Source organism: Bradyrhizobium sp. CB2312 (assembly GCF_029714425.1).
Lineage (GTDB): Bacteria > Pseudomonadota > Alphaproteobacteria > Rhizobiales > Xanthobacteraceae > Bradyrhizobium.
Genome location: NZ_CP121668.1, coordinates 95,859 through 120,772, shown reverse-complemented (window position 1 = coordinate 120,772; position 24,914 = coordinate 95,859). Strand labels below are relative to the sequence as shown.

The window sequence follows — 24,914 nt, the reverse complement described above, 5'->3', positions numbered from 1 at the left end:
GGGCGACCATGCGCTTCATCGATTACCTGGACAAAGGTGCCTCGCTCGGCCCCGATGCGCCGTGCCTCACCATGGATGGGCGCGACCTCAGTTATGGCGAAGTGCAGCAGCTCAGCTATCGCATCGCGCGCGGGCTCGCGCGATCGGGTATCGCGCCCGGTGAGAAGGTTGCGATTCTCTCCGGCAACGATCCGGTCGCCTTTGCGTGCGTGTTCGGCCTTTTCCGTGCCGGCTCGGTCTGGTGCCCGATCAATCCGCGCAACGAGGCGGCCGAAAACCGCATCATCCTCGACCAATTCGACTGCAGCCTGCTGCTGTTTCATTCAAGCTTCGCGCCGATGGTCGAAGCGGTGCGTGCAGAGCTGCCGAAGCTGCGCGCCCTCGTCTGCCTCGATGCAGAGTTGCCCTTCGCGCCCTCGTTTGACAGCTGGCTCGCCGGCCTCGCCGACGACCCCTATCAATGCGAGACGGTCGACGATCTCGCGATGATTCCCGGCACTGGCGGCACCACCGGCAAGCCGAAGGGGGTCATGCTGTCGGGCCGCAACATCGAGGCCATGACGGCCCTGACGCTGATGGGCTATCCCTTCAAGGGCCGTCCAGTCTATCTCGCGCTCGCGCCCTTGACCCACGCGGCCGGCGTGCTGTGTTTCCCGATCATGGCGCTCGGTGGCCGCATCGTGATCATGCATCACCCCGACATCGCCGAATTCCTCGATCTGATCGAGCGCTACGGCGTCACGCACACTTTCCTGCCGCCGACCGTGATCTACATGCTGCTCGATCATCCCAGGCTCGACTCCGCCAACCTCGGCTCGCTGCAATGCTTCTGGTACGGCGCGGCGCCGATCTCGGCCGCGCGGCTTGCGGAGGCGCTCCAGCGTATCGGGCCGATGGCGCAGTTGTTCGGTCAGACCGAAGCGCCGATGATGATTTCGATGATGGCACCAGATGAGCATTACAATGCCGACGGCACCATCGCGATGGAGCGCCTCGCTTCGGCCGGGCGGATCAGCCCGCTGGTGCAGGCCGGCATCATGGATGGCGACGGCAATCTGCTGCCATCAGGCGCGCGCGGCGAGATCGTGGTCCGCGGCTCGCTGGTGATGCAGGGCTACTACAAGAATCCCGAGGCCACGGCGGAGGCCTCCGCGCATGGCTGGCACCACACCGGCGACATCGGCTACATCGACGACGACGGCTACCTCTATATCGTCGATCGCGCCAAGGACATGATCATCACCGGCGGGTTCAACGTCTACTCGATCGAGGTCGAGAACGCGCTGCGGGCGCATGAGGCGGTGCAGGATTGCGCCGTGATCGGGCTGCCCGATCCGAAGTGGGGCGAACGGATCGTGGCCGTGGTGCAGCCCCGCGCCGGCCAGCGGATTGACCCCGCGGTGCTCGCCGCCTTCGTCAAGGAACAGATCGGCAGCGTCAAGACGCCGAAGCAGATCGAAGTCTGGGACGATCTTCCGCGCTCAAAGGTCGGGAAGGTCCTGAAACCGGACATCCGAGCGCGATTGACCTGATTGGGCTTGCCTGTGCGCCTCGCGCGAGGCGTCCGCGATCTATTCGGTGCTGTCGGCCACAACTGCGGCCCAAGGCTGCCCAACCGCTTTCTTTGAGTGTGGTCAGAGGGTGCGCGAGAGATAGCGCACCGTCTTGCTGCCATTGTGGATGTTGGCGCTGCCGACCTCGGCAAATCCCAGGGCGGCGTGAAACGCATCCGACGCCGGGTTCGGCGGCTGCCGATTCACTTCGCAGACGATGCGATCGTGTCCGGCTTCGGCCGCGCGATCGAACAGGTCGGCGTAAAGCCGGCGCGCGCATCCCATGCCGCGCGCGGATGCTGCGACCACGATCCGGTCGACGTAGACAAAGCGCGCGTAGCGGGATCGAAACCACAGGAAGTTCGGGCTGTCGTAGTGCCCGTCCTGATCAAGTGCGATCAGGAACGCATCGAGATGGCTGATCCTGCGCGCGTAGAAGGCTTGCGCGACCAGGTCTTGCAGCCGCTCGCGCTCAAGCCACGACAATTCCTCTGCATGGCTGTTGTTGAGAGACAGCATCGTCTCGGCCAGCGCTTCGCCGGATGACAACTCGGATATCGCAATCGGGATGGGCATGGGCTGGTCCATGACCACCGTCTAGCAGCAGCCCCTCACAAATGAAAACGGGCATGCCTTCGTCTGAAGGCATGCCCGCCAAATCTCTAGTCGTGCGATGCGCGCTCAGTGCACGCTGACGGCTTGCAGCTCGTTGCTCCAGGCGTTGGCGATCGCGGCTTCGCGGCTGTCGGTCAGCATGATCGGCGTGCCGTCGGCGGCGTGGAGCGCGAAAAGCTTGAGACCCGGCGCAATCTTCGGCGCCTCGGGAAACAGGCCCGGAACGTCCTCGGAGCGGATCTGCTTCACATAGGCGATATGGCCTTCGCCAAGGGTTGCCAGCGTCTCCGGAGAGACATTCTTGGCTTCGTATTCGAACGCAACGTGACCTTCACTCATGGTCTCGACTCCTCTAAAGAACTAAGCGGTCGAGTCCGCTACTCGTTCCATTATTCGTGCTCATTGATAGCGATTGTCTTAACGATCCTCTCCGGTTCAGGCCGGGCCAGGTCGATCGACAACAACCCGTTCTTCAAATCCGCACCCAGCACCAGCATCCCCTCCGCCAGCACGAAGGTGCGCTGGAAGTGGCGCGCGGCGATGCCGCGATGGATGTATTGCCGGGTCTTGTCGTCCTGCTGCCGCCCGCGAATGACGAGCTGGTTTTCCTCAATGGTTACATCGAGTTGGTCGCGGGTGAAGCCGGCGACCGCCAGCGTGATGCGCAAACGCTCGGGTTGGCCGTCCGAGCGGTCACACCTCTCGATATTGTAGGGAGGGTAGCCGTCGGCGCCTTTGACGACGCGGTCGAGCACGCGCTCGATCTCGTCGAAGCCCAGAAGGAACGGACTGGAAAGCGTGGGAACACGAGACATAGTTTACAAAGTCCTCTCGAAGCGACTTTGGTGCTTCGGGGCCCGATCAAGGCACCCCTTGGTCAGCAATATGGTCATATCCCCGTGTCGGTTCAAGGACGTAGCCGGGGGCCTGTGGATGGGGCGCTTGCCGCCCAGGGCTCTGCCATCGCACAAAATGCTTACAATTCGTCATACCCCCGAAGGCGCAGGCATGACGAATTTGCGGGCGATTTATCTCAATGAAAACAGGACCCCTCCTACTGTGCATGGGGTTGTTTTCGGACGTTTTCTCGGTCTGCCCCCCGGTACCCGTCAGGCCTCGATCCGCTTCCGCCCGTCGCCGCTGAACAGATGCAGCTTCGCCCGGATCGCCGCGACGCGGATCCTCGCGCCGATGGCAGGGGCCTCGGTTCCGGGAATGCGGACGATGACCTCACCGGGCGGCAGCTCGCCCGGGGTGGCGGCGACGCGCTGGTCCTCCTGCTCGCGGGAGCCGTAGACGAAAGTTTCGGCACCGACGCGCTCGATGGCTTCGACCGTTAACGGCAGCGCCACGCCGCCCGCTGGTGTCTCGTCGGTGATGACGAAATCCTCCGGGCGGATGCCGAGAATGCCGGCCTCAACAGCACTGCCGCCGAGCTGCGACTTGATCTCGTCGGGACGCGTCGACATCAGGTTCATCGGCGGTGCGCCGATGAAGGAAGCCACAAAAGTCGTCGCCGGCTTCTCGTAGATCGCGAGGGGATTGCCGACCTGCTCGACCTGGCCGCCGTTCATTACGACGAGAACGTCGGCCAGTGTCATCGCCTCGAGCTGGTCGTGGGTGACGTAGATCGACGTCGTGCTGAGCCGGCGCTGCAATTTGCGGATCTCGACGCGCATCGCGATGCGCAGCTTGGCGTCGAGGTTGGAGAGCGGCTCGTCGAACAGGAACACCTTCGGCTGGCGCACGATGGCGCGGCCCATGGCGACGCGCTGGCGCTGGCCGCCGGAGAGCTGCCGCGGCTTGCGCTCCAGCATGGCGGAGAGCTCGAGCACGCGCGCGGCTTGCTCGACGCGGGTCTTGATCTCGGCCTCGGCCATGCCGCGGTTGCGCAGGCCATAGGCCATGTTGTTGTAGACGCTCATATGCGGATAGAGCGCGTAGTTCTGGAACACCATCGCGATGTCGCGATCGGCGGGCTCGACCTGGTTGACGACGCGGCCACCGATGTCGATCTCGCCGCCGGTGACGGTCTCGAGCCCTGCGACCATGCGCAGCAGTGTGGACTTGCCGCAGCCGGAGGGGCCGACCAGCACGCAGAACTGGCCGTCGCCGACATCGACGTTGACGCCCTTGATGGCTTCGAAGCCGCCTTGATAGGTCTTGCGGACGTTGCGCAGGGTGACGTTAGCCATGAAAACTCATTTCTCGGTTTCGACGAGGCCGCGCACGAACAATCTCTGCATGGCGACGACGACGAACACCGGCGGCAGCATGGCCAGCACGGCGGTCGCCATCACGATCGGCCATTCGGTCAGCGCGTCGGTGGTGGTGATCATCTTGCGGATGCCGACCTGGATGGTCTGCATATCGTCGCGCGTGGTGATCAGCAGCGGCCAGAGATATTGATTCCAGCCGAGGATGAACAGGATCACGAACAGGGCCGCCATGTTGGTGCGCGACAGCGGCAAGAGGGTGTCCCAGAAGAAGCGCAGGGGACCGGCGCCGTCGATGCGCGAGGCCTCCAGCAATTCGTCCGGCACAGTCATGAAGAACTGGCGGAACAGCAGCGTCGCGGTGGCCGAGGCAATCAGCGGCAGCGCCAGGCCCGCATAGCTGTCGAGCATGTGCAGGTCGGCGACGATCTTGTAGGTCGGATAGATGCGCACCTCGACCGGCAGCATCAGGGTGATGAAGATGATCCAGAAGATCGCCATCCGGAACGGAAAGCGGAAATACACGATCGCATAGGCCGAGATGATCGAGATCGCGATCTTGCCGATTGCGATCGCGAGCGCCATCACCAGCGAGTTAAGCATCATGTTGCCGACCGGCTCGCGGGTCGACCCGCTCGTGCCGACGAAGATGGTCTGGTAATAGACCTCGAAGAAATGACCGCCCGGCAGCAGCGACATCTGGCCGTTGGCGATCAGCGCGTTGTCCTGGGTCGAGGCGACGATGGCGATGTAGACCGGGAATGCGACGATCGCGATCCCGATCCAGAGGATGATGTGGGCGACGTAGCGCCGAAAGCCCTCTTCCTCGACCATCAGTAGGTCACCTTGCGTTCGACGAAGCGGAACTGGATTCCCGTCAGCACGATGACCATGATCATCAGGATCACCGATTGCGCCGCGGAGCTGCCGAGATTGCCGCCGAGCAGGCCGTCCGAATAGACCTTGTAGACCAGCGTGACGGTCGACGTGCCGGGTCCGCCGCGGGTCATGGTGTCGATGATGCCGAACGTGTCGAAGAAGGCGTAGACGATGTTGATCACCAGCAGGAAGAAGATGGTCGGCGACAGCAGCGGGAAGATCACGGTCCAGAACCGCCGCATCGGACGCGCGCCGTCGATCGCGGCGGCCTCGATCACGCTCTTCGGGATGCTCTGGAGGCCGGCGAGGAAGAACAGGAAATTATAAGAAATCTGCTTCCAGGCGGCGGCGAGGATGACCAGCGCCGCGGCCTGGTTGCCGTCGAGCAGCGGATTCCAGTCGATGCCGAGGCCGCGCAGATAGCGCGAGAGCACGCCGAGCGAGGGATGCAGCATGAAGATCCAGAGCACGCCGACGACCGGCGGCGCCACCGCATAGGGCCAGATCAGCAGCGTGCGGTAGAGCATCGAGCCGCGCAGCGGCTTGTCAGCCATCACGGCGAGCAGCAGCGCGAAGGACAGTGACGAGATCGCGATCGCGAACGAGAAGAAGAAGGTCCGGACGATCGTTGCGAAATAGGCGGGATCCCTGAACAGCTCGATGTAGTTGTCGAACCAGACGAAGCTCGACGACAGGCCGAAGGCGTCCTGGAGCAGGAACGACTGGATCACCGCCTGCAGGGCCGGCCAGTAGAAGAAAATCAGGACGATCGCGAGTTGCGGGGCAACCAGCGCGTAGGGCAATAGCCTCGATTGGAAAATGGCTTGCTTTTGCATGATGCCCCGGGGAGCGGCAGGCCGGGCGACCGGCCTGCCGCAGTCGCCTTACTTCACGGCGGTCTTTTCGAACTGCCGCAGCATCGTGTTGCCGCGTTCGACGGCGGCATCGAGCGCCTGCTTGGCGGTCTTCTTGCCGGCCAGCGCCTGCTCGATCTCTTCCGACCAGACGTCACGCAGCTGAACCATGTTGCCGAGGCGCAGGCCGCGCGAATTCTCGGTCGGCTCCTTGTTGGTCAGCTCGAGCAGCGGGGTCTCGAGATAGGGCTGGTCCTTGTAGAAGCCTTCTTCCTTCGCCTTGGCGTAGGCCGCCTTGGTGATCGGCAGATAGCCCGAGGCCTTGTGGATGTAGACCTGACGATCGGTGTCGGAGAGGAAGGTCAGGAATTTCGCGACGCCCTTGTAATCGTCGGCCGGCTTGCCGCCCATGACCCAGAGCGAAGCACCGCCGATGATCGAGTTCTGCGGCGCGCCCTTGGCGTCGGGATAATAGGGCATCGGCACGGCGGTGAAGTTGAACTTGGCCTGCGCCTTGACGTTGCCGAAGAACGCCGACGAAGTCAGGTAGATTGGGCATTCGCCCGAGGTGAAGCGGCCTTCGCCGGTGTTGGTGCGGCCGGCGTAGTCGTAGACCTTGGTCTTCTGCAGCTCGACCAGGTTTTCGAGATGCTTGACCTGGAGCGGGCCGTTGAATTCGAGCACGGTGTCGAAGCCGTCGAGGCCGTTGGCCTTGCTGGAGAGCGGCACGTTGTGCCAGGCCGAGAGCTGCTCGAGATTGACCCAGGTGACCCACGAGCCGGAGAAGCCGCAGGTGTCGTGACCGGCGGCCTTCAGCTTCTTGCCGGCCTCGAACACTTCAGGCCAGGTCTTGGGGATCTCGACATTGGCTTTTTTCAGCTCGTCGAGATTGACCCACATCACGGTGGACGACGAGTTGAAGGGGAACGACAGCATCTCGCCCTTCGAGGTCGAGTAGTAGCCGGTGATCGCGGGCAGGTAGTTCTTCGGATCGAACTTCTCGCCGGTCTCGGCCATCAGCTTGTAGACCGGCTTCACGGCGCCGGTCGCGGCCATCATGGTCGCGGTGCCGACTTCGAACACCTGCATGATGTGCGGGGCGTTGCCGGCGCGGAACGCAGCGATGCCGGCGTTCATTGTATCGGGGTAGTTGCCCTTGTAGGTCGGGATCACCTTGTAGTCGCTCTGCGACGCGTTGAAGTCGTTGGCGAGCTTGACGATGACGTCGTTGTTGGCGCCGGTCATCGCATGCCACCACTGGATTTCGGTCACGGCCAGGGCCGGCGAGGCGCCGAGACCAACCGTGAGTGCAACAGCTGCAGCCGCGCCAAAATGTCGAAGAGCCATCAAGAAAACCTCCCTTGCCCGTCAATGAAGAGGCGCTTGCGCTAGCAGCGCCATATGACGTTCACATGACTGTGTAAGCGGGAGAAACGAAAGCAGCAAGCGCGGCCAAAAGGGAAGTCGTCAAATAGGCGAAGGCGCCACGGACGGGCCTGCGCCGTTCGCGGTGCCCATGCACGGCCCGCGCCGCAGTGCGGCATTGGGTGATGAGGCGGACAATCGGGCCGCGAGTTCGAAAACCTCTCCCGCTTGCGGGAGAGGTCGGCGCATAGCGCGGGTGAGGGCTCTGTCCTCTAGGGAGTTGTCCTGTTGCGGAGACACCCTCTCCCCAGCCCTCCCCCGCAGGCGGGGGAGGGAGCGCACCTACGTGGCCGCTCGATTTGTTCTGATCGACTAGCGTTTCCGCTCGGGGCCGCAGACTGTGCCCTTTTCGACCATCGCGTCGATCTCGGACTTGGAGTAGCCGAACTCGCCCAGCACCTCGGCCGCGTGCTGGCTGAATTTCGGCGGCAGGCGGCGCAGGCTCGGCTTGCTGCGATCGAGCCGGATCGGCGAGGCCACGCCCTTGTACCAGTCCTTCTCGATGACATCGCCGCGCGCGATCGTGTGCGGGTTCGTCAACGCCTGGTCGATCTTCTGCACCGGGCCTGCGGGCAGACCCGCCGCAAGCAGGCGATTGCACAGCGGCTCGGCCTCGTGCTGGCTGAACACGGCGGCAAGCTCGGCGCGCAGCGCCTCGCGGTTGGCGATGCGGTCCTTGTTGCGGGCAAAGCGCGGATCGGTGCCGAGCTCGGGCTTGCCGATCTCCTTGGCGAGCTTGCGGAAGGTGCCGTCATTGCCGACGCCGATGAAGATGTTGTCGGTCTTCGTCGGGAAGATCGCGTAGGGCACGAGGTTCGGGTGCTCGTTGCCGGTGAGGCCAGGCGGCTTGCCATGCATGAAATAGTTCGCCGTGTGCGGATGCATGATGGCAAGGCCGGTCTCGTACAGCGTCGTCTCCAGGAACTGGCCCTTGCCGGAGCGCTGCCGCTCCGACAGCGCCATCAGGATGCCGATCGCGGCGTAAAGACCGGTGGTGATGTCGACGAGCGGCACGCCGATCCGCATCGGTCCGCTCTCGGGCGAGCCGGTCGCCGCGATCATGCCGGTCATGGCCTGGATGATGGCGTCATAGCCCGGGTTGCCACCGCGCGGGCCGTCGGCGCCGAAGCCGCAGATCCGGCAATGCACGAGGCGCGGGAACTTTTCGCGCAAGACCTCGTTGCCGATGCCCCATTTCTCCAGCGTGCCCGGCTTGAAATTCTCGATCAGGACGTCGGCCGTCTCCAGCATCTTCAGCAGCACCACGCGGCCGCCCTCGGCAGCGAGGTCGAGGCCGATCGAGCGCTTGTTGCGGTTGATGCCGACGAAATAGGCCGCATCCTCCTCGTGGAAGGGAGGGCCCCATTCGCGCACCTCGTCGCCCGCGGGCGGCTCGACCTTGATGACGTCGGCGCCGTGGTCGGCGAGGATCTGGGTGCAGTAGGGACCGCCGAGCACGCGCGTGAGATCGATGACGCGCAGCCCGCTCATTGCGCCCAATGCTGCTCCAGAACTGGCGGCTTCAGTCATGCCTTCGCTTCCCTGTGTCGGTCGTTTGATCACAGGCCTAGCGAGGTTTGTTTGCGCCAGCAATGGCGCCGGGCGTAGGGCCGCATGCACGGCCGCACGGCAATCCCGCGGCGTGGCAAATCAAGCAGAAGCGGCCGGCCCGAGGGGGATCCCGGGCCAGCCAATCCGCCCTTTGATCAGACGACCGTCAGGCGAACGTCGACATTGCCGCGCGTCGCATTGGAGTACGGGCACACCTGGTGCGCCTTGGCGACCAGCGCCTCGGCCTCAGCACGGGCAAGGCCCGGCAGCGAGACGGCGAGGTCGATGTCGAGGCCGAAGCCGCCTTCAGAGCGCGGGCCGATGCCGACGGTCGAGGTGACGGAGGCGTCAGCCGGAACCTTCGGGCCGCCCTGCGAGGCCACGAATTTCATCGCGCCGATGAAGCAGGCGGCATAACCGGCCGCAAACAGCTGCTCGGGATTGTTGCCGGCGCCGCCGCCACCACCGAGCTCCTTCGGCGTGGTGAGCTTGACGTCGAGCGCGCCGTCGAGGGTCGCAGCATGGCCGTCGCGGCCGCCGGTGGCTTTTGCGCTGGTCTTGTAGAGGACGTTCACGGACATTTTCGTCTCCCTTGGGGGTTTCCGGGTTGGGACGCGCCCTATATCGCAGACAATTAGATTGTGCGCAATTGAAATTGTGCGGCCTCACATTTAATTGTCCGCAATTGAATATGCCGCCGGCCGGCCCCAGAATGGAAGAAACCTCGTGAGATTCGTTATGCCTCGGAAAGTGCCGGCGCTGGACCCGCAGCGCCTCGACAACCAGATCTGCTTTGCGGTCTATTCGGCCGCGCATGCCTTCAACCGCGTCTACAAGCCGCTGCTCGACCGGCTCGGCCTGACCTATCCGCAATATCTGGTGATGCTGGTGCTGTGGGAGCGCGACGACGTGCCGGTCAAGGACATCGGGGAGAAGCTTTTCCTGGATTCGGGCACGCTGACGCCGCTCTTGAAGCGGTTAGAGGCCGCTCATCTGGTCAGGCGTACCCGCTCCAGCGAGGACGAACGGCAGGTGCTGATCGCGCTGACGCCGCAGGGCCACGCGCTGAAGGAAAAGGCCCGCAGCGTGCCGCAGTCGATCCTGGCGGCGTCGGACTGCTCGGTGTCGGAGCTGGTGGCGATGAAGGACGAGATCGTCGCGCTGAGGGACCGGCTGAATGCGGTGATCGGGGAGTAGGGAATTCGTTGGAGCCCGCCTACGCCCTTCGGGCTTCTCCGCGCGGCTGCGCCACGCGTAGCCCGAAGGGCGAAGCGTGGTGGAGCCAGGCGGGATCGAACCGCCGACCTCTTGCATGCCATGCAAGCGCTCTCCCAGCTGAGCTATGGCCCCTTAAGTCCTGGGATGATCCTGGGGGATCACTCCCGACTGGCGAGCCTTCCGACTCGCGCGGTGCTCCCTTTTTCACAGATCAGGGCTGATCTCAAGTCTCTTCATCACCTCCGACATCACCAATGATGTCGGTCACGTCCTCATCGCCCTCTTCTTCGTCGGCAATGAAGGTCGAATCATCGTCATCGTCGTCGTCGAGGGTCTCGTCGACCTCGATATCGTCCTCCGATTCGGGCACGACGGCCTTGACCTTGCCGGTGTTCTCCTCGGCATCGGCCTCCTCGAGGGAGACCAACTCTTCGGCCTCGGCCGGCTCCGGCGCGGTGTCCTGGGCCATGCTGCGGGCTTCCGCGCCACGGGGCGCGCGAGCAGGGGCAACCGGGGCGATCGGAACCACCTCGCCGGTATAGGGCGAGATCACCGGATTCTTGTTGAGATCATAGAATTTCTTGCCCGTGGTCGGGCAAATACGTTTGGTTCCGAGTTCGGACTTGGCCACGGCAGGAATCCTGGGAATGTCTGAAAAGCGGTGCTTCACTTGGCTAGTTGGCGGCCCGCTGTCAATAGCGCATTACGGGAGAAAGACATGCCCGTGACGCCGGGGAGACCATGTGGTACCTGCCCCGCGAGCCCCGCAGGGATATTTCGGGCCTATCCAAGGACATAACGTGACCCATTCCGACAAGCCGACGCCCCTTCGGTCGCGCGCCAGCGGTCCCCTGACCGGGAAAGTACGGGTGCCCGGGGACAAGTCGATCTCCCACCGCGCCCTGATCCTGGGCGCGCTCGCGGTCGGCGAGACCGGGATTTCGGGCCTCCTCGAGGGCGAGGACGTCCTCAACACCGCCAAATCCATGCAGGCCCTCGGCGCCCAGGTCGAGCGCACCGGCGATTTCGCCTGGAAGGTCCAGGGCGTGGGCGTCGGAGGCTTTGCACAGCCCAAGACGGCGCTGGATTTCGGCAATTCGGGCACCGGCTGCCGGCTGGTTATGGGCGCCGTCGCCGGCTGCCCGATCTCGGCGATTTTCGACGGCGACGCCTCCTTGCGCAGCCGTCCGATGCGCCGGATCCTCGATCCGCTCGAAAAGATGGGCGCAAGGGTCGTCTCCGGCGGCGAGGGTGGCCGCCTGCCACTGACCGTCCAGGGCGCGCGCGATCCGCTGCCGATCACCTACAAGACCCCGGTCGCCTCGGCCCAGATCAAATCGGCCGTGCTGCTGGCGGGCCTCGCCGCGCCGGGCGCCACGACCGTGATCGAGAGCGAGGCCAGCCGCGACCACACCGAACTGATGCTGAAGCATTTTGGCGCCGACATCACCTCGGTGCAGGAAGGCCAGCATGGCCGCCGCATTACGCTCGTCGGTCAGCCTGAGCTGCATGGAGCCAACGTCGTCGTGCCCGCCGATCCCTCGTCGGCCGCCTTCCCGATCGTCGCGGCGCTGATCGTCGAGGGCTCCGACATCGTGTTGTCCGATGTCATGACCAATCCGCTGCGCACCGGCCTGTTCACCACGCTGCGCGAAATGGGCGCCTCGATCGAGGAGAGCGAAGTGCGGGGCGATGCCGGCGAGCCGATGGCGCAATTGCGCGTGCGCGCGTCAAAACTGCGTGGCGTCGAGGTGCCGCCGGAGCGCGCGCCCTCGATGATCGACGAATATCTCGTGCTGGCGGTGGCGGCCTCCTTCGCCGAGGGCACGACCATCATGCGTGGCCTGCAGGAGCTGCGCGTCAAGGAGTCCGACCGTCTCGAAGCCACGGCCGACATGCTCCGCGTCAACGGCGTCAAGGTCGAGATCTCCGGCGACGATCTGATCGTCGAGGGCCGCGGTCATGTACCCGGCGGCGGCACTGTCGCGACCCATATGGATCATCGCATCGCGATGTCCGCGCTGGTGATGGGCTGTGCCTCCGACCAGCCCGTGACCGTCGACGACACCGCCTTCATCGCCACCAGTTTCCCGGACTTCATCCCGATGATGCGTGCGCTAGGGGCCGAGTTTTCATGATCATCGCCATCGACGGTCCCGCCGCCTCGGGCAAGGGGACGCTCGGCAAGCGCCTCGCCCATCATTACGGCTATCGTCATCTCGATACCGGCGTGATCTATCGCGCGGTGGCCTATGCCCTGATGCAGTCGGGTCATGATCTCCGGGATGAGGCGGCCGCGGTCCAGGCTGCGCTGGAACTCGATCCCGAAAAGTTCGGCAACCCCGCGCTGAAGACCCAGGAGGCCGGCGAGGGCGCTTCCATCGTGTCGGCCATCCCCAGGGTTCGTGAAGCCCTGCTCAATTTCCAGCGGCAATTTGCCGCCGATCCGCCCGGCGCCGTGCTGGACGGCCGGGACATTGGAACCGTGATCTGTCCTCATGCAGACGTGAAGATTTTCGTGGTCGCCGACCCCCGGGTTCGCGCGCGGCGGCGGACCATGGAGGCCAGGGCAAGGGGCGAGCAGGCGGACGAGGCGGCTGTGCTCGCGGACATCATCCAGCGCGACGAACGCGACAAGAACCGGCCGATTGCGCCTCTAAAACCGGCCCCGGATGCTTACTTGCTAGATAACTCCCAACTGGATATAGAAGGCGGCGTCCGGGCCGCCATCGACATTATCGAGGCCGTCCGAGCGGGCCGTCCGCGGGGTTAAGCCGCGGCCGTCATTGGAGGAAGCGCCCGCTCCCGCTCTTTGAGGTCGATACCTCGGTTCCCGTTTCGGGAGCCGTCGCATCCAGCTCCGGACACAAGAATTCCACGTATCGAATGCGCGGGCCTCAGCCGGCTCGCTTCCGTTGTTCTGGCCGCAAGGCCCGGGCAACGAGCGGTCGCTCGAAGGTTTTGCGGACCTTCCGACACTGCGTGTGCGATGCGCCCTTAAACCCAACGGCCGGCAAGACATCCGCAACTGGAGAACAAATGGCTTCGACTTCTGCTGATACCTATAGCCCCTCGCGCGACGATTTCGCCGCGATGCTCGACGAGTCCTTCGCAGGTGGCAACCTGCAGGAAAGCTCCGTCGTCAAGGGCAAGGTGGTTGCAATTGAAAAGGACATGGCCGTCATCGACGTCGGCCTGAAGACCGAGGGCCGCGTCGCCCTGCGCGAATTTTCCGGCCCCGGCCGTGACAGCGAGATCAAGGTCGGCGACGAGGTCGAAGTGTTCCTCGATCGCATCGAGAACGCCCTCGGCGAAGCCGTGCTGTCGCGCGACAAGGCGCGCCGCGAGGAGAGCTGGGGCAAGCTCGAGAAGGCCTTCCAGAACAACGAGAAGGTCAACGGCGTCATCTTCAACCAGGTCAAGGGCGGCTTCACCGTCGACCTCGACGGTGCCGTGGCGTTCCTGCCGCGCTCGCAGGTCGACATCCGTCCGATCCGCGACGTTGCGCCGCTGATGAACAACTCGCAGCCGTTCCAGATCCTCAAGATGGACCGCCGCCGCGGCAACATCGTGGTGTCCCGCCGCACGGTTCTCGAAGAGACCCGCGCCGAGCAGCGCCAGGAGCTGGTGCAGAACCTCGAAGAGGGTCAGGTCATCGACGGCGTGGTCAAGAACATCACCGATTACGGTGCGTTCGTTGATCTCGGCGGCATCGACGGCCTGCTGCACGTCACCGACATCGCGTGGCGCCGCGTCAACCACCCGACCGAGGTGCTCTCGATCGGCCAGACCGTGAAGGTCAAGATCATCAAGATCAACCACGAGACGCACCGCATCTCGCTGGGCATGAAGCAGCTGCTGGACGATCCGTGGCAGGGCATCGAAGCCAAGTACCCGCTGGGTGCCCGCTTCACCGGCCGCGTCACCAACATCACCGACTACGGTGCGTTCGTCGAGCTCGAGCCGGGCATCGAAGGCCTGATCCACGTCTCCGAGATGTCGTGGACCAAGAAGAACATGCACCCCGGCAAGATCGTGTCGACCTCGCAGGAAGTCGACGTGCAGGTGCTGGAAGTCGATTCCGTCAAGCGCCGCATCTCGCTCGGCCTCAAGCAGACCATGCGCAACCCCTGGGAGGTCTTCGTCGAAGGTCACCCGACCGGTTCGGTGGTCGAGGGCGAGGTCAAGAACAAGACCGAGTTCGGTCTGTTCCTGGGTCTCGAGGGCGACGTCGACGGCATGGTCCACCTTTCCGATCTCGACTGGAAGCTTCCGGGCGAGCAGGTGATCGACAACTACAAGAAGGGCGACGTGGTGAAGGCCGTGGTGCTCGATGTGGACGTCGAGAAGGAGCGCATCTCGCTCGGCATCAAGCAGCTCGAAGGCGACCCCTTCGCTGAGCCGGGCGATGTCAAGAAGGGCGCGGTCGTGACCTGCGAAGTGCTCGAAGTGAAGGAGAGCGGCATCGAGGTGAAGATCGCCGGTACCGACTTCACCACCTTCATCAAGCGCTCGGAGCTCGCGCGTGACCGCAACGACCAGCGCGCCGAACGCTTCGCCGTCGGCGAGAAGGTCGATGCCCGCGTGATCCAGTTCGACAAGAAGGCCCGCAAGGTCCAGGTGTCGATCAAGGCGCTCGAAGTCGCCGAAGAGAAGGAAGCCATCGCGCAGTACGGTTCCTCCGATTCGGGTGCGACGCTCGGCGACATCCTGGGCACCGCGCTCAAGAACCGCGACAGCAAGTAAGCGAAACGTCTGTTTTGCTGACATCAAAGCCCCGGCGAAAGCCGGGGCTTTTTTGTTGTTGCTGTATACTCCGCTGTCGTCCCGGGGCGCGCGGAGCGCGAGCCCGGGACCCATAGCTACAGGAAGTAGTTTGACGAAGACTTGGAGTTACCCGTTCCGCGCAACGACTCCACCTTGTGGTTACGGCTCCCCGCTTTCGCGGGGACGACACCGATTGCGTGGCTGTGTCCCGGGGCCACGCAGTGCCAGCCTTGTTTTCTTCAAAATGCGCCGCAATTGATGTATCGAGATAAGCCAATCGTCACGCTGTGACGGCACAACGCGCCAGGCCTTCTTGGACGCGCCTTTCATTTGGAGATATTCCGATGTCGCTCGATTCGGACATCATCGTCGATCGCCGCAGGATCCGCCGCAAGCTGACGTTCTGGCGCGTGATGGCCGCGCTGATCGCGATCGCCGCGATCGCGGGCTTCGCGCTGGTCGCAACGCCCGGCGCGCGCGGCACATTCGCAGCCGCCGGCTCGATTGCGCGGGTGCAGATCGAAGGCCTGATCCGCAGCGACTCTGATCGCACGCAGGCGCTGGAGCGGCTGGAGAATTCGCAGGCCGCCGCCGTCATCGTTCACATCAACTCGCCGGGCGGGACGACAGCCGGCTCCGAGCAGCTCTACGATTCGCTCGTGCGGCTCAAGGCAAAGAAGCCGCTCGTCGTCGTGGTCGAGGGCCTTGCCGCCTCCGGCGGCTACATCACCGCGATCGCGAGCGACCATATCATCGCGCAGCAGAGCTCGCTGGTCGGCTCGATCGGCGTGCTGTTCCAGTATCCCAACGTCGCCGAGCTCCTGAAGACGATCGGCGTCAAGGTCGAGGAGGTCAAATCCTCGCCGCTGAAGGCCGCGCCGAACGGTTTTGAGCCCACCAGCCCCGAGGCGAGGGCCGCGCTCGATGCGCTGGTGAAGGATTCCTATGCCTGGTTCAAGGGCCTGGTGAAGGACCGGCGTGGCATGGATGACACGCAGCTCGAAAAAGTCGCCGACGGCCGCGTCTTCACCGGACGCCAGGCGATCGACCTCAAGCTGATCGACCAGATCGGCGACGAGAAGACGGCGGTGACCTGGCTGGTCGAGCAGAAGGGCGTCAAGAAGGGTCTTTCGGTGCGCGATTACAAGCTCCAGCCGCGCTTTGGCGATCTGCCGTTCCTCAAGACTGCGGCCGCCGTGACGCTGGAAGCGCTTGGTTTAGGCTCGATTGCGCATCAGATCGGGCAAACTGGCGTTGTGCAGGCCGTGGATCGGGTTGGAATCGATGGAATGCTGGCCCTGTGGCAGCCGGCGGGGTCGAATTGACGGAACCGGGCGAGGCCTGGAGGATTTTCCCGTCTGACGGGTGGGCGGTCAGCCTGCTTTTCCGGCATTTGTCACGTATTTTCCCGACGCTCAACCTTGATTTAGCGTCTTGACAGATCACAGTATTTTCACGGAAATGGTCATCCGCACGCTTCCGGGTCCTATCTCTCGATGATCAAATCCGAACTTGTTCAGCGTATCGCCGAGCACAACCCGCATTTGTACCAGCGGGATGTCGAGAACATTGTGAATGCGATTCTCGAAGAGATCGTAGCGGCCCTCGCGCGCGGTGACCGCGTCGAGCTGCGCGGTTTCGGTGCCTTCTCGGTCAAGCATCGCCCTGCACGCGCCGGGCGCAATCCGCGCACCGGCGCCCATGTGCCCGTCGACCAGAAGAGCGTTCCGTTCTTCAAGACCGGCAAGGAAATGCGCGAGCGGCTGAACCGCGACCATCCGGATCCCGGCGCTGCAGACTAAGGCTGTCGTCGGCGTTTAACCGAACGGCCGCATGATGCGGCAGCAAGCTTGATTCAAGACGAGCGATCGCGATGCGAAAGTTCCTGACCGCGCTGATCGTGATTCCGCTGGGCCTGCTCCTGGTGACCTTCGCCGTCGCCAACCGGCATTTCGTCACGGTCTCCCTCGATCCCTTCGTCACGGACGATCCGTCCTTCGCGGTGACGCTGCCGCTGTTCCTGCTGCTGATCCTGGTGGCCGCCATCGGGGTTGTCGCCGGCGGCTGTGCGGTCTGGTTCGGCCAGCGGCGCTGGCGCCGCGCGGCGCGGCGGAACGATGCGGATGCGCGGGCTGCCCGGGTCGAGCTGGCCGATCTGCGGGCCCAGATGGCCGCCGCAAAGCCCGAATCCCAGCGCCTCCCCGTCCCCGCGGGGGTAGGCCTTTACGGGCCTATCGGGCGAGACAAGCAGCGCGCGACGTTGTAGAAGCGGCCCCGACCGAAAAACCCGTTTCCCGGCGCCCCTTGCGGCCGCTACCCGCTTCGAGACCATGTCCCTGCTCGTCAAAATCTGCGGCCTGTCCACGCGCGAGACGCTTGACGTCGCGCTCGACGCCGGCGCCGACATGGTGGGCTTCGTGTTCTTTCCGCCGTCGCCGCGGCATCTGTCGCTGGAAGCCGGCCGTGACCTCGGCCGCCAGGTGAAGCGGCGCGCGCTCAAGGTGGCGCTCACCGTCGATGCCGATGACGCCACGCTCGACAACATCATGGATGCGCTGTCGCCGGACATCTTCCAGCTGCACGGCAAGGAGAGCGTGGCGCGGCTGCGCGACATCAAGCAGCGGTTCGGCCGCCCGGTGATGAAGGCGGTGCCGGTCGCAACCGCGGCCGATCTCGCCGTGCTGCCCGGCTATGCGGCGGTCGCCGACCGTATCCTGTTCGACGCGCGCGCGCCGAAGGATGCGACCCGGCCCGGCGGCCTGGGCGAGCCGTTCGAATGGCACCTCCTGGAAAATCTCGATCTGAAATTGCCCTACATGGTCTCGGGCGGACTCGACGCCGGCAACGTTGCCGAAGCGCTGCGCGTTACCCGCGCCGGCGGCGTCGACGTGTCCTCCGGTGTCGAGAGCGCACCCGGCGTCAAGGATCCCGAGCTGATCAAGGCCTTCATTCGCGCCGCGCGCGCCACTCAAGAGTTGAGCGTTCGATGAACATCGCCAAACCAAATTCCTATCGCAGCGGCCCCGATGAGCGCGGCCATTTCGGCATCTTCGGCGGACGCTTCGTCGCCGAAACCCTGATGCCGCTGATCCTCGATCTGGAGAAGGCCTACACCGCCGCGAAGGCCGATGCGGCCTTCCAGGCCGAGATGAACGGCTATCTCAAGAACTATGTCGGCCGGCCCTCGCCGCTCTACTTCGCCGAGCGTCTCACCGAGCACCTCGGCGGCGCCAAGATTTACCTCAAGCGCGAAGAGCTCAACCACACCGGCTCGCACAAGGTGAACAACGTGCTTGGCCAGATCATGCTGGCGCGGCGCATGGGCAAGAAGCGCATCATCGCGGAGACCGGCGCCGGCCAGCACGGTGTCGCCACCGCGACGCTGTGCGCGCGCTTTGGCCTCGAATGCGTGGTCTATATGGGCGCCGTCGACGTCGAGCGGCAGCAGCCCAACGTGATCCGCATGGAGATGCTGGGCGCAAAGGTGCTTCCGGTGCAGTCGGGCACGCGCACGCTGAAGGACGCGATGAACGAGGCGCTGCGCGACTGGGTCACCAACGTGCACAACACCTTCTATTGCATCGGCACGGTCGCGGGCCCACATCCCTATCCGACACTGGTGCGCGACTTCCAGTCGATCATCGGCAACGAGACCAAGGCGCAGATGCAGGAGGTCGAGGGTCGCTTGCCGGATTCGCTCGTTGCCTGTATCGGCGGCGGCTCGAACGCGATGGGCCTGTTCCACCCGTTCCTCGACGATCCCTCCGTCGAGATCTTTGGCGTCGAAGCCGCCGGCCATGGTCTGACGCAGCTGCATGCGGCCTCGATCGCGGGCGGCCGTCCCGGCGTGCTCCACGGCAACCGCACCTATCTCTTGATGAATGAAGACGGCCAGATCCAGGACGCGCATTCGATCTCGGCCGGCCTCGACTACCCCGGCATCGGCCCCGAGCATTCCTGGCTGCATGAGATCGGCCGCGTCAATTATCTCTCCGCGACCGACGACGAGGCACTCGCCGCGTTCCAGCTGCTGTCGCGTCTCGAAGGCATCATCCCCGCGCTCGAGCCGGCGCATGCCATCGCCAAGGTGATGGAGCTCGCGCCGAAGCGGCCGAAAGACCACCTGATGGTCGTCAATCTCTCCGGCCGCGGCGACAAGGACGTCCCGCAGGTCGGCGACATCCTGAGGGGCAAGAGCAAGTGACCACGCGTATCGACACTCGTTTCGCCGAGTTGAAGAAGCAAGGCCGCGCGGCCTTCGTCACCTATGTGATGGCCGGCGATCCCGATCCGGCGACGTCGCTCGAGATCGTCAAGGCGCTCTCGAAATCAGGCGCCGACGTCATCGAACTCGGCATTCCCTTCACCGATCCGATGGCGGATGGTCCCTCGATTCAGGCGGCAGGTCTGCGCGCGCTCAAGAACGGCATGACCTTGAAGAAGACGCTGGAACTCGTGCGCGCCTTCCGAAAGGACGACAACGTCACGCCGCTGGTGCTGATGGGCTATTACAATCCGATCTACATTTACGGCGTCGACAAGTTTTTGGCTGATGCCAAGACGGCCGGCGTTGACGGCCTGATCATCGTCGATTTGCCTCCGGAGGAAGACGACGAGCTGTGCATTCCCGCGCTGAAGGCGGGCCTGAACTTCATTCGCCTCGCGACCCCGACCACCGACGACAAGCGCCTGCCCGCGGTGCTCGCGAACACATCAGGCTTTGTCTATTACGTCTCCATCGCCGGCATCACCGGTGCAGCGGCGGCGGACGCCAATGCCGTCGGTGAAGCTGTCGCGCGCATCAAGCGGCATACCAAGCTGCCGATCTGCGTTGGTTTTGGCATCCGCACGCCGGAGGCGGCGCGCGCCATCGCCGAGAAGGCCGATGGTTCGGTGGTCGGCACTGCGCTGGTCGATGCGCTGAAGAACAGCCTCGATGCCGAGGGCCGCGCCACCGCCAAAACCGTTAACGCCGTGGCTGAGCTGACGGCGGCCCTGGCCCAGGGCGTTAGGGCTGCGAAACAGGCGGCCGAATAGGCCATAATTCCGCTGCCAAAGCGGACGACACGACGGCTTGCCCGGCAGCGGCCCGGCCGCCATATAGTCCTTCAGGCGATCCCGCGAGGCGGGGTCGCACATCGGAGCAAACCATGAACTGGCTTACCAATGTGGTCCGGCCGAAAATCCGCAACATGCTGCGGCGGGAGACGCCCGAGAATTTGTGGATCAAGTGCCCGGATTCCGGGCAGCTCGTGTTCTACAAGGACGTCGAGGCCAACCAGTTCGTCATTCCTGGCTCGAACTACCACATGCGCATGGGCGCGGTGGCGCGTCTGAAGTCGATCTTCGACAACGAGACCTGGTTCGATGTCGCGCTGCCTGACGTGACGCCCGATCCGCTCAAGTTCCGCGACGAGAAGAAATATGTCGACCGCATCAAGGATGCGCGGGCGCGGACCAACCTCAACGACGCGATCAAGGTCGGCTACGGCAAGCTCGAGGGCGCGGCTGTCGTCGTCGCCGTGCAGGATTTCGATTTCATGGGCGGCTCGCTCGGCATGGCTGCGGGCGAAGCGATCGTGCGCGGGCTGGAGCTTGCGGTCGAGAAGAAGTCGCCGTTCATCGTGTTCGCCGCATCGGGCGGTGCCCGCATGCAGGAAGGCATTTTGTCGCTGATGCAGATGCCGCGCACCACGGTCGCGGTCCAGATGCTGCGCGAGGCAAAGCTGCCCTACATCGTCGTGCTGACCAATCCGACCACCGGCGGCGTCACCGCGTCCTATGCGATGCTGGGCGACGTGCAGATCGCCGAGCCGGGCGCGCTCATCGGTTTCGCCGGTGCGCGCGTGATCGAGCAGACCATTCGCGAGAAGCTGCCCGAAGGCTTCCAGCGCGCCGAATATCTGAAGGAGCACGGCATGGTCGACATGGTCGTGCATCGCCACGAGCTGCGCCCGACCCTGGCGCGGCTCTGCCGCCTGCTGACCAAGGCGCCGGCGCAGGATGGCGCCTCGAAGCCGGTGCAGCCAGTCGTCAGCCCAGCGCAGATCGTATCGGCCGCTGAGACGGCGCCAGCCGCACCCCACGCGTGAACGCATCCCCTGACAGCGCAAAGAAACCGCTCGATGAATTGATCGGGCGGTTGTCGGCCCTGCATCAGAAGCGCATCGATCTGGGCCTTGAGCGGATGCACCGCTTGCTCGAGCGGCTCGGACACCCCGAACGCAAGCTGCCGCCGGTGATCCACGTCGCCGGCACCAACGGCAAGGGCTCGACGCTGGCCTATCTGCGCGCGACGCTGGAGGCCGCCGGCTTGCGCGTTCACGCCTACACCTCGCCCTATCTCGTCCGCATCAACGAATGTTTCCGGCTCGGTCGCGTCGGTGGCGGCGTGCTCGTCAGCGACGACGAGCTGCGCGCGGCGCTGGAAGAGGTCGAGCGCGTCAATGCCGGCGAGGCCGCGACGGTGTTCGAGCTGAAGACTGCGGCGGCGTTTCACCTGTTCGCGCAGAACCCGGCCGATGTCGTGCTTCTCGAAGTCGGCCTCGGCGGCCGGCTCGATTCGACCAATGTGATTGATGCGCCGGCGGCCTGCGTGATCACCCCGATCAGCATGGACCACATGGATTTCCTCGGCGACACGCTGACGTCGATTGCCGGCGAGAAGGCCGCCATCATCAAGCGCGGCGTGCCCGTGATCTCAGCCGAGCAGCCGGGTGAAGCGATGGCTGTGATCGAGGCGCAAGCCAAGCGCATGCGCGCGCCGCTGTTTGCCGCGAACGAAAACTGGCACGTCAACGTCGAGCATGGGCGCCTGGTCTATTCTGACGAGCGCGGCCTGATGGATCTGGCGGCGCCGCGCCTGTTCGGCCGCCACCAGTTCGACAATGCGGGTCTTGCGATCGCGACGCTGCGCGCGATCGCGAATTTCAGGATCAATCACGCGGCGTTCGAAGCCGGCATCGTCGGTGCGGAATGGCCGGCGCGGATGCAGCGCATCACCTCGGGCGAATTGCTCTCCTGGGGACCGCAGGGCTCGGAGATCTGGCTCGACGGCGGCCACAATGCGGAAGGCGGGCGCGTCGCGGCCGCCGCGCTCGGCGATCTCGAGGAGCGGGTGTCGCGGCCGCTGGTGGTGATCGCCGGCATGATGGCCAACAAGGACGCGCAGGGCTTTCTCGCCAATTTCGCCGGCCTCACCCGTCACATCATCGCGGTGCCGATTCCCGAGACCGAGAACGCGATGCCGGTCGACCGCCTCGCCGACGCCGCGCGCAGCCTCGGCATGCGCGTCGAGCCCGCGCCCGGCATCGAGGCCGCGCTCCGCGCCCTGGCGAAGCTGGCCTACGAGGTGCCGCCGCGCATCCTGATCACCGGCTCGCTCTATCTCGCCGGCCACGTGCTCGCCATCAACGGCACGCCTCCTGCATAGTCGGTCTGGTGTGCCGGACGCGGTGCAGCGTGCAACGCTGCTCCGCTGAGCCGGGACCCAGCATGCCGCGACATGGGCCCCGGCCCTGCAGCGCACCGTTCCACGCTGCGCTGCGTCCGGGGCACGAAAGTGAGGATAACGATGCGTTTTGCCGCGATCGCCGACGTCCACGGAAACTACCTCGCGCTGGAGGCGGTGCTCGCCGACATCCGCGCCCAAGGCATCTCCGACATCGTCAATCTCGGCGACATGCTGAGCGGTCCGCTCGATGCGCGGCGGACGATCGAGATCCTGATGCAGCTCGACGCCGTCCATGTGCTCGGCAATCACGACCGCTATCTGCTCGACCGTCCGCCGGAGAAGATGGGCTCGTGGGATCGGCCTGCGCACGCGCAGCTCAATGCCGCGCAACTCGACTGGCTGCGTGCACAGCCGATGACACGCGTCTTCCGCGAACAGGTGTTCCTCTGCCACGCGACACCGGACAATGATGAGATCTACTGGCTCGACACCGTGCATCCCGACGGCACCGTCGCGCTATCGCCGCTCGACCGGATCGCGCAGTTCGCGCACGGCATCGCACAGTCGTTGATCCTTTGCGCCCACACGCATCTCGCCCGCGCGGTGCGGCTTCGCGATGGCCGGCTGATCGTCAATCCCGGCAGCGTCGGCAGCCCCGGCTATGGCGACAAGCACCCGTTCCCGCATGTCGTCGAGGCCGGTACGCCGCACGCGCGCTATGCGATCCTCGAACTCGCTGACGGTGCCTGGCAGGTAACGTTCCGCCATGTCGCGTATGATCACGAGGCGATGGCGGCGCTCGCCCGCCGGAACAATCAGCCCGAGCTCGCGAACGCGCTGGCGACAGGGTGGATCAAATAGCTACGTCGCTTTCAGCAGCTTCATGGGATCGGCCGCCTTCTGCTTCAACTGATCGAAGGTGCATTGCCGCGGGGCCTTGTCGGGGCGCCAGCGCAGGATCGAGGTGCCGTGGCGAAAACGCTCGCCGCTGAAATGGTCGTAGCGGACCTCGATCACGAGCTTCGGCTCGAGTGGGCACCACTTGGCCGAGCGCTCGGTGGACCAGCGGCTCGGCCCGCCCGGCGCGTTGCCGGTGAAGCCGGGCGCGCTGATCAATGCCTCCAGCCGGTCGGTCAGGTCCGGCTTCGCCTCGGTCTTGATCGCCGAGGTGAAGCCGACATGGTGCAGCAGGCCTTTGTCGTCGTAGAGGCCGAGCAGCAGCGAGCCGACGACTTTTCGGCCTGCGAGTTTGTTGGTGGCGTAGCGGAAGCCGCCGACCACGCAATCGGCGCTGCGGAACTTCTTGATCTTCTGCATGCCGTCGCGGTTGCCCGCCTGATAGGGCAGGTCGATGCGCTTGGCGATGACGCCGTCCGAGCCGTCGCCGGATTGCGCCAGCCATTTTTTCGCGGTGGCGTAGCTCGGCGTCGTCGGCGAGAGGCGGAAGATGCTGCCCTTCAAATTGGCCTTGGCAAATGCTTCCAGCGCCGGCCGCCGCTCGCTCAGCGGCTTTTCGGCAAGCTTCTTCTCCCTGGCGGTCGCGAGCAGATCAAAGGCGAGATACAGCGCCGGCGTCTCCTGCGAGAGCTTCGTCACGCGGCTTGCGGCGGGATGGATCCGCTGCAGCAGCGCGTCGAAGGAGAAGCCCTTGCCCTGCGGCACGACGATCTCGCCGTCGAGCGTGAAGCGATCCGCCTTCAGCGCCAGCGCCGCGGCGACGATCTCGGGAAAATAGCGCGCGAGATCCTCGCCGGATTTCGAGCGCAGATCGACGTGAGCGCCATCACGCGACAGCAGGCAGCGAAAACCATCCCATTTCGGCTCGTACTGCCACGCCTTGCTGCGCGGGATGGCGTCGACCGACTTCGCCTCCATCGCCACGAGGGAGGCGGACTTTCGCGCACGTTTCGCAGAAGGGGCGGGCAAGGGCGGGACTCGTCATACGCAGGACACGTCCCGTCAACGCAAACGGCCGGCATTTCGCCGGCCGTTGTCAAAAATAATCGCAAAGCGAGGTGGGTCAGACCGCGGAGGTGATCCACTGCTGCAGCTTCGCCTTCGGCGCCGCGCCGACCTGGCGGGAGGCCATCTCGCCGCCCTTGAAGATCATCAGGGTCGGGATCGACATCACGCCGTACTTGGACGCGGTCTTCGGGCTCTCGTCGACATTGAGCTTCACGATCTTGACCTTGTCGCCCATCGCGCCAGCGATCTCGTCGAGGGCGGGGGCGATCATGCGGCAGGGGCCGCACCATTCGGCCCAGAAATCGACGACCACGGGGCCGTTCGCCTTGAGCACTTCGGCTTCGAAATCGGCGTCGGAAACCTTGCTAACGGCCATTGGAGTACCTCACTCGGTTGAAAGAATCGGCGCGGATGGGAA

At 64.6% G+C, this 24,914-nt stretch carries 26 protein-coding genes and 1 tRNA gene; 14 read left to right on the top strand and 13 right to left on the bottom strand.

Annotated features, from left to right (window positions below):
• The first annotated feature begins 8 nt into the window (after positions 1 to 8).
• The gene (locus QA642_RS00535) at positions 9 to 1,532 is read left to right on the top strand and encodes a long-chain fatty acid--CoA ligase (protein WP_349253825.1); all 1,524 of its coding nucleotides are present in this window, start codon (positions 9 to 11) and stop codon (positions 1,530 to 1,532) included.
• Positions 1,533 to 1,634: 102 nt separating this feature from the next.
• Here QA642_RS00535 and QA642_RS00530 read toward each other — a convergent pair whose 3' ends face one another.
• The 9 genes from QA642_RS00530 to QA642_RS00490 form a co-directional block, all read right to left on the bottom strand.
• The gene (locus QA642_RS00530; protein WP_283082909.1) at positions 1,635 to 2,129 is read right to left on the bottom strand and encodes a GNAT family N-acetyltransferase; all 495 of its coding nucleotides are present in this window, start codon (positions 2,127 to 2,129) and stop codon (positions 1,635 to 1,637) included.
• 105 nt (positions 2,130 to 2,234) lie between these two features.
• Complete coding sequence (locus QA642_RS00525) at positions 2,235 to 2,507, bottom strand: DUF1150 domain-containing protein (protein ID WP_007598581.1); 273 nt, start codon at positions 2,505 to 2,507, stop codon at positions 2,235 to 2,237.
• 50 nt (positions 2,508 to 2,557) lie between these two features.
• Entirely contained in the window at positions 2,558 to 2,983 is a 426-nt protein-coding gene (locus QA642_RS00520; RefSeq protein ID WP_011083554.1) for an Hsp20 family protein, read from the bottom strand.
• Positions 2,984 to 3,277: 294 nt separating this feature from the next.
• Entirely contained in the window at positions 3,278 to 4,363 is a 1,086-nt protein-coding gene (locus QA642_RS00515; RefSeq protein ID WP_283082908.1) for a sn-glycerol-3-phosphate import ATP-binding protein UgpC, read from the bottom strand.
• A 6-nt stretch (positions 4,364 to 4,369) separates the two neighbouring features.
• A complete protein-coding gene (gene ugpE / locus QA642_RS00510) occupies positions 4,370 to 5,218 on the bottom strand; it encodes a sn-glycerol-3-phosphate ABC transporter permease UgpE (protein ID WP_027561588.1) in 849 nt (282 codons plus the stop codon).
• Positions 5,218 to 6,099: a sn-glycerol-3-phosphate ABC transporter permease UgpA gene (gene ugpA, locus QA642_RS00505; protein WP_283082907.1), complete on the bottom strand. Its 882-nt coding sequence runs from the start codon at positions 6,097 to 6,099 to the stop codon at positions 5,218 to 5,220. Before ugpA ends, ugpE begins: the two co-directional genes overlap by 1 nt.
• Before the next feature lie 48 nt (positions 6,100 to 6,147).
• Entirely contained in the window at positions 6,148 to 7,464 is a 1,317-nt protein-coding gene (gene ugpB / locus QA642_RS00500) for a sn-glycerol-3-phosphate ABC transporter substrate-binding protein UgpB (RefSeq protein WP_283082906.1), read from the bottom strand.
• A 390-nt stretch (positions 7,465 to 7,854) separates the two neighbouring features.
• Complete coding sequence (locus QA642_RS00495) at positions 7,855 to 9,072, bottom strand: CaiB/BaiF CoA-transferase family protein (protein ID WP_283082905.1); 1,218 nt, start codon at positions 9,070 to 9,072, stop codon at positions 7,855 to 7,857.
• Positions 9,073 to 9,248: 176 nt separating this feature from the next.
• Positions 9,249 to 9,674 (bottom strand): organic hydroperoxide resistance protein, encoded by a 426-nt coding sequence (locus QA642_RS00490; RefSeq protein ID WP_018645071.1) that lies wholly within the window; start codon positions 9,672 to 9,674, stop codon positions 9,249 to 9,251.
• A 157-nt stretch (positions 9,675 to 9,831) separates the two neighbouring features.
• Between QA642_RS00490 and QA642_RS00485 the strand changes: the two genes are divergently transcribed.
• Positions 9,832 to 10,290 (top strand): MarR family transcriptional regulator, encoded by a 459-nt coding sequence (locus QA642_RS00485; RefSeq protein WP_283082904.1) that lies wholly within the window; start codon positions 9,832 to 9,834, stop codon positions 10,288 to 10,290.
• A 77-nt stretch (positions 10,291 to 10,367) separates the two neighbouring features.
• Here QA642_RS00485 and QA642_RS00480 read toward each other — a convergent pair.
• Positions 10,368 to 10,443: transfer RNA gene (locus QA642_RS00480), tRNA-Ala, on the bottom strand.
• Positions 10,444 to 10,534: 91 nt separating this feature from the next.
• On the bottom strand, positions 10,535 to 10,942 hold the full coding sequence (locus QA642_RS00475) for a TIGR02300 family protein (RefSeq protein ID WP_283082903.1): 408 nt from the start codon (positions 10,940 to 10,942) through the stop codon (positions 10,535 to 10,537).
• Between the two features lie 169 nt (positions 10,943 to 11,111).
• On the opposite strand from QA642_RS00475, the gene aroA reads away from it, so the two are divergent.
• From aroA to QA642_RS00415, 12 genes are all read left to right on the top strand, one after another.
• Positions 11,112 to 12,449 carry a 3-phosphoshikimate 1-carboxyvinyltransferase gene (aroA, locus tag QA642_RS00470; protein WP_283082902.1) on the top strand — a complete coding sequence of 446 codons (1,338 nt, stop codon included), beginning with the start codon at positions 11,112 to 11,114 and terminating at the stop codon, positions 12,447 to 12,449.
• Positions 12,446 to 13,084: a (d)CMP kinase gene (gene cmk / locus QA642_RS00465; RefSeq protein WP_283082901.1), complete on the top strand. Its 639-nt coding sequence runs from the start codon at positions 12,446 to 12,448 to the stop codon at positions 13,082 to 13,084. The genes aroA and cmk overlap by 4 nt, the downstream gene beginning before the upstream one ends.
• A gap of 266 nt (positions 13,085 to 13,350) precedes the next feature.
• The gene (rpsA, locus tag QA642_RS00460) at positions 13,351 to 15,057 is read left to right on the top strand and encodes a 30S ribosomal protein S1 (protein WP_283082900.1); all 1,707 of its coding nucleotides are present in this window, start codon (positions 13,351 to 13,353) and stop codon (positions 15,055 to 15,057) included.
• A gap of 365 nt (positions 15,058 to 15,422) precedes the next feature.
• Positions 15,423 to 16,403, top strand: coding sequence for a signal peptide peptidase SppA (gene sppA, locus QA642_RS00455; RefSeq protein WP_283082899.1), 981 nt, complete (start codon positions 15,423 to 15,425; stop codon positions 16,401 to 16,403).
• 171 nt (positions 16,404 to 16,574) lie between these two features.
• A complete protein-coding gene (locus QA642_RS00450; protein ID WP_008539997.1) occupies positions 16,575 to 16,880 on the top strand; it encodes an integration host factor subunit beta in 306 nt (101 codons plus the stop codon).
• Positions 16,881 to 16,951: 71 nt separating this feature from the next.
• Complete coding sequence (locus QA642_RS00445; protein WP_283082898.1) at positions 16,952 to 17,344, top strand: lipopolysaccharide assembly protein LapA domain-containing protein; 393 nt, start codon at positions 16,952 to 16,954, stop codon at positions 17,342 to 17,344.
• A 64-nt stretch (positions 17,345 to 17,408) separates the two neighbouring features.
• Positions 17,409 to 18,068, top strand: a complete 660-nt coding sequence (locus QA642_RS00440; protein ID WP_283082897.1) for a phosphoribosylanthranilate isomerase — start codon at positions 17,409 to 17,411, stop codon at positions 18,066 to 18,068.
• Positions 18,065 to 19,282, top strand: coding sequence for a tryptophan synthase subunit beta (trpB, locus tag QA642_RS00435; RefSeq protein ID WP_283082896.1), 1,218 nt, complete (start codon positions 18,065 to 18,067; stop codon positions 19,280 to 19,282). Before QA642_RS00440 ends, trpB begins: the two co-directional genes overlap by 4 nt.
• Positions 19,279 to 20,115 (top strand): tryptophan synthase subunit alpha, encoded by an 837-nt coding sequence (trpA, locus tag QA642_RS00430; RefSeq protein ID WP_283082895.1) that lies wholly within the window; start codon positions 19,279 to 19,281, stop codon positions 20,113 to 20,115. The genes trpB and trpA overlap by 4 nt, the downstream gene beginning before the upstream one ends.
• Positions 20,116 to 20,228: 113 nt before the next feature.
• Positions 20,229 to 21,170: an acetyl-CoA carboxylase, carboxyltransferase subunit beta gene (gene accD / locus QA642_RS00425; RefSeq protein ID WP_283082894.1), complete on the top strand. Its 942-nt coding sequence runs from the start codon at positions 20,229 to 20,231 to the stop codon at positions 21,168 to 21,170.
• Positions 21,167 to 22,510, top strand: a complete 1,344-nt coding sequence (locus tag QA642_RS00420; protein WP_283082893.1) for a folylpolyglutamate synthase/dihydrofolate synthase family protein — start codon at positions 21,167 to 21,169, stop codon at positions 22,508 to 22,510. Before accD ends, QA642_RS00420 begins: the two co-directional genes overlap by 4 nt.
• A gap of 141 nt (positions 22,511 to 22,651) precedes the next feature.
• Entirely contained in the window at positions 22,652 to 23,392 is a 741-nt protein-coding gene (locus tag QA642_RS00415) for a metallophosphoesterase family protein (protein WP_283082892.1), read from the top strand.
• Here the strand turns inward: QA642_RS00415 and QA642_RS00410 are convergent, their stop codons facing one another.
• Both QA642_RS00410 and trxA read right to left on the bottom strand, forming a co-directional pair.
• Positions 23,393 to 24,406 (bottom strand): ATP-dependent DNA ligase, encoded by a 1,014-nt coding sequence (locus tag QA642_RS00410; RefSeq protein ID WP_283087121.1) that lies wholly within the window; start codon positions 24,404 to 24,406, stop codon positions 23,393 to 23,395.
• A gap of 145 nt (positions 24,407 to 24,551) precedes the next feature.
• Entirely contained in the window at positions 24,552 to 24,872 is a 321-nt protein-coding gene (gene trxA / locus QA642_RS00405; protein ID WP_008540017.1) for a thioredoxin, read from the bottom strand.
• Between the last annotated feature and the right edge of the window lie 42 nt (positions 24,873 to 24,914).

Bases quoted from the DNA above. Each gene is read 5' to 3' on its own strand.
- QA642_RS00535 (WP_349253825.1), top strand. From the start codon at position 9: ATGCGCTTCATCGATTACCTGGACAAAGGTGCCTCGCTCGGCCCCGAT.
- QA642_RS00530 (WP_283082909.1), bottom strand. From the start codon at position 2,129: ATGCCCATCCCGATTGCGATATCCGAGTTGTCATCCGGCGAAGCGCTG.
- QA642_RS00525 (WP_007598581.1), bottom strand. From the start codon at position 2,507: ATGAGTGAAGGTCACGTTGCGTTCGAATACGAAGCCAAGAATGTCTCT.
- QA642_RS00520 (WP_011083554.1), bottom strand. From the start codon at position 2,983: ATGTCTCGTGTTCCCACGCTTTCCAGTCCGTTCCTTCTGGGCTTCGAC.
- QA642_RS00515 (WP_283082908.1), bottom strand. From the start codon at position 4,363: ATGGCTAACGTCACCCTGCGCAACGTCCGCAAGACCTATCAAGGCGGC.
- ugpE (WP_027561588.1), bottom strand. From the start codon at position 5,218: ATGGTCGAGGAAGAGGGCTTTCGGCGCTACGTCGCCCACATCATCCTC.
- ugpA (WP_283082907.1), bottom strand. From the start codon at position 6,099: ATGCAAAAGCAAGCCATTTTCCAATCGAGGCTATTGCCCTACGCGCTG.
- ugpB (WP_283082906.1), bottom strand. From the start codon at position 7,464: ATGGCTCTTCGACATTTTGGCGCGGCTGCAGCTGTTGCACTCACGGTT.
- QA642_RS00495 (WP_283082905.1), bottom strand. From the start codon at position 9,072: ATGACTGAAGCCGCCAGTTCTGGAGCAGCATTGGGCGCAATGAGCGGG.
- QA642_RS00490 (WP_018645071.1), bottom strand. From the start codon at position 9,674: ATGTCCGTGAACGTCCTCTACAAGACCAGCGCAAAAGCCACCGGCGGC.
- QA642_RS00485 (WP_283082904.1), top strand. From the start codon at position 9,832: ATGCCTCGGAAAGTGCCGGCGCTGGACCCGCAGCGCCTCGACAACCAG.
- cmk (WP_283082901.1), top strand. From the start codon at position 12,446: ATGATCATCGCCATCGACGGTCCCGCCGCCTCGGGCAAGGGGACGCTC.
- rpsA (WP_283082900.1), top strand. From the start codon at position 13,351: ATGGCTTCGACTTCTGCTGATACCTATAGCCCCTCGCGCGACGATTTC.
- sppA (WP_283082899.1), top strand. From the start codon at position 15,423: ATGTCGCTCGATTCGGACATCATCGTCGATCGCCGCAGGATCCGCCGC.
- QA642_RS00450 (WP_008539997.1), top strand. From the start codon at position 16,575: ATGATCAAATCCGAACTTGTTCAGCGTATCGCCGAGCACAACCCGCAT.
- QA642_RS00445 (WP_283082898.1), top strand. From the start codon at position 16,952: ATGCGAAAGTTCCTGACCGCGCTGATCGTGATTCCGCTGGGCCTGCTC.
- QA642_RS00440 (WP_283082897.1), top strand. From the start codon at position 17,409: ATGTCCCTGCTCGTCAAAATCTGCGGCCTGTCCACGCGCGAGACGCTT.
- trpB (WP_283082896.1), top strand. From the start codon at position 18,065: ATGAACATCGCCAAACCAAATTCCTATCGCAGCGGCCCCGATGAGCGC.
- accD (WP_283082894.1), top strand. From the start codon at position 20,229: ATGAACTGGCTTACCAATGTGGTCCGGCCGAAAATCCGCAACATGCTG.
- QA642_RS00415 (WP_283082892.1), top strand. From the start codon at position 22,652: ATGCGTTTTGCCGCGATCGCCGACGTCCACGGAAACTACCTCGCGCTG.
- QA642_RS00410 (WP_283087121.1), bottom strand. From the start codon at position 24,406: ATGGAGGCGAAGTCGGTCGACGCCATCCCGCGCAGCAAGGCGTGGCAG.
- trxA (WP_008540017.1), bottom strand. From the start codon at position 24,872: ATGGCCGTTAGCAAGGTTTCCGACGCCGATTTCGAAGCCGAAGTGCTC.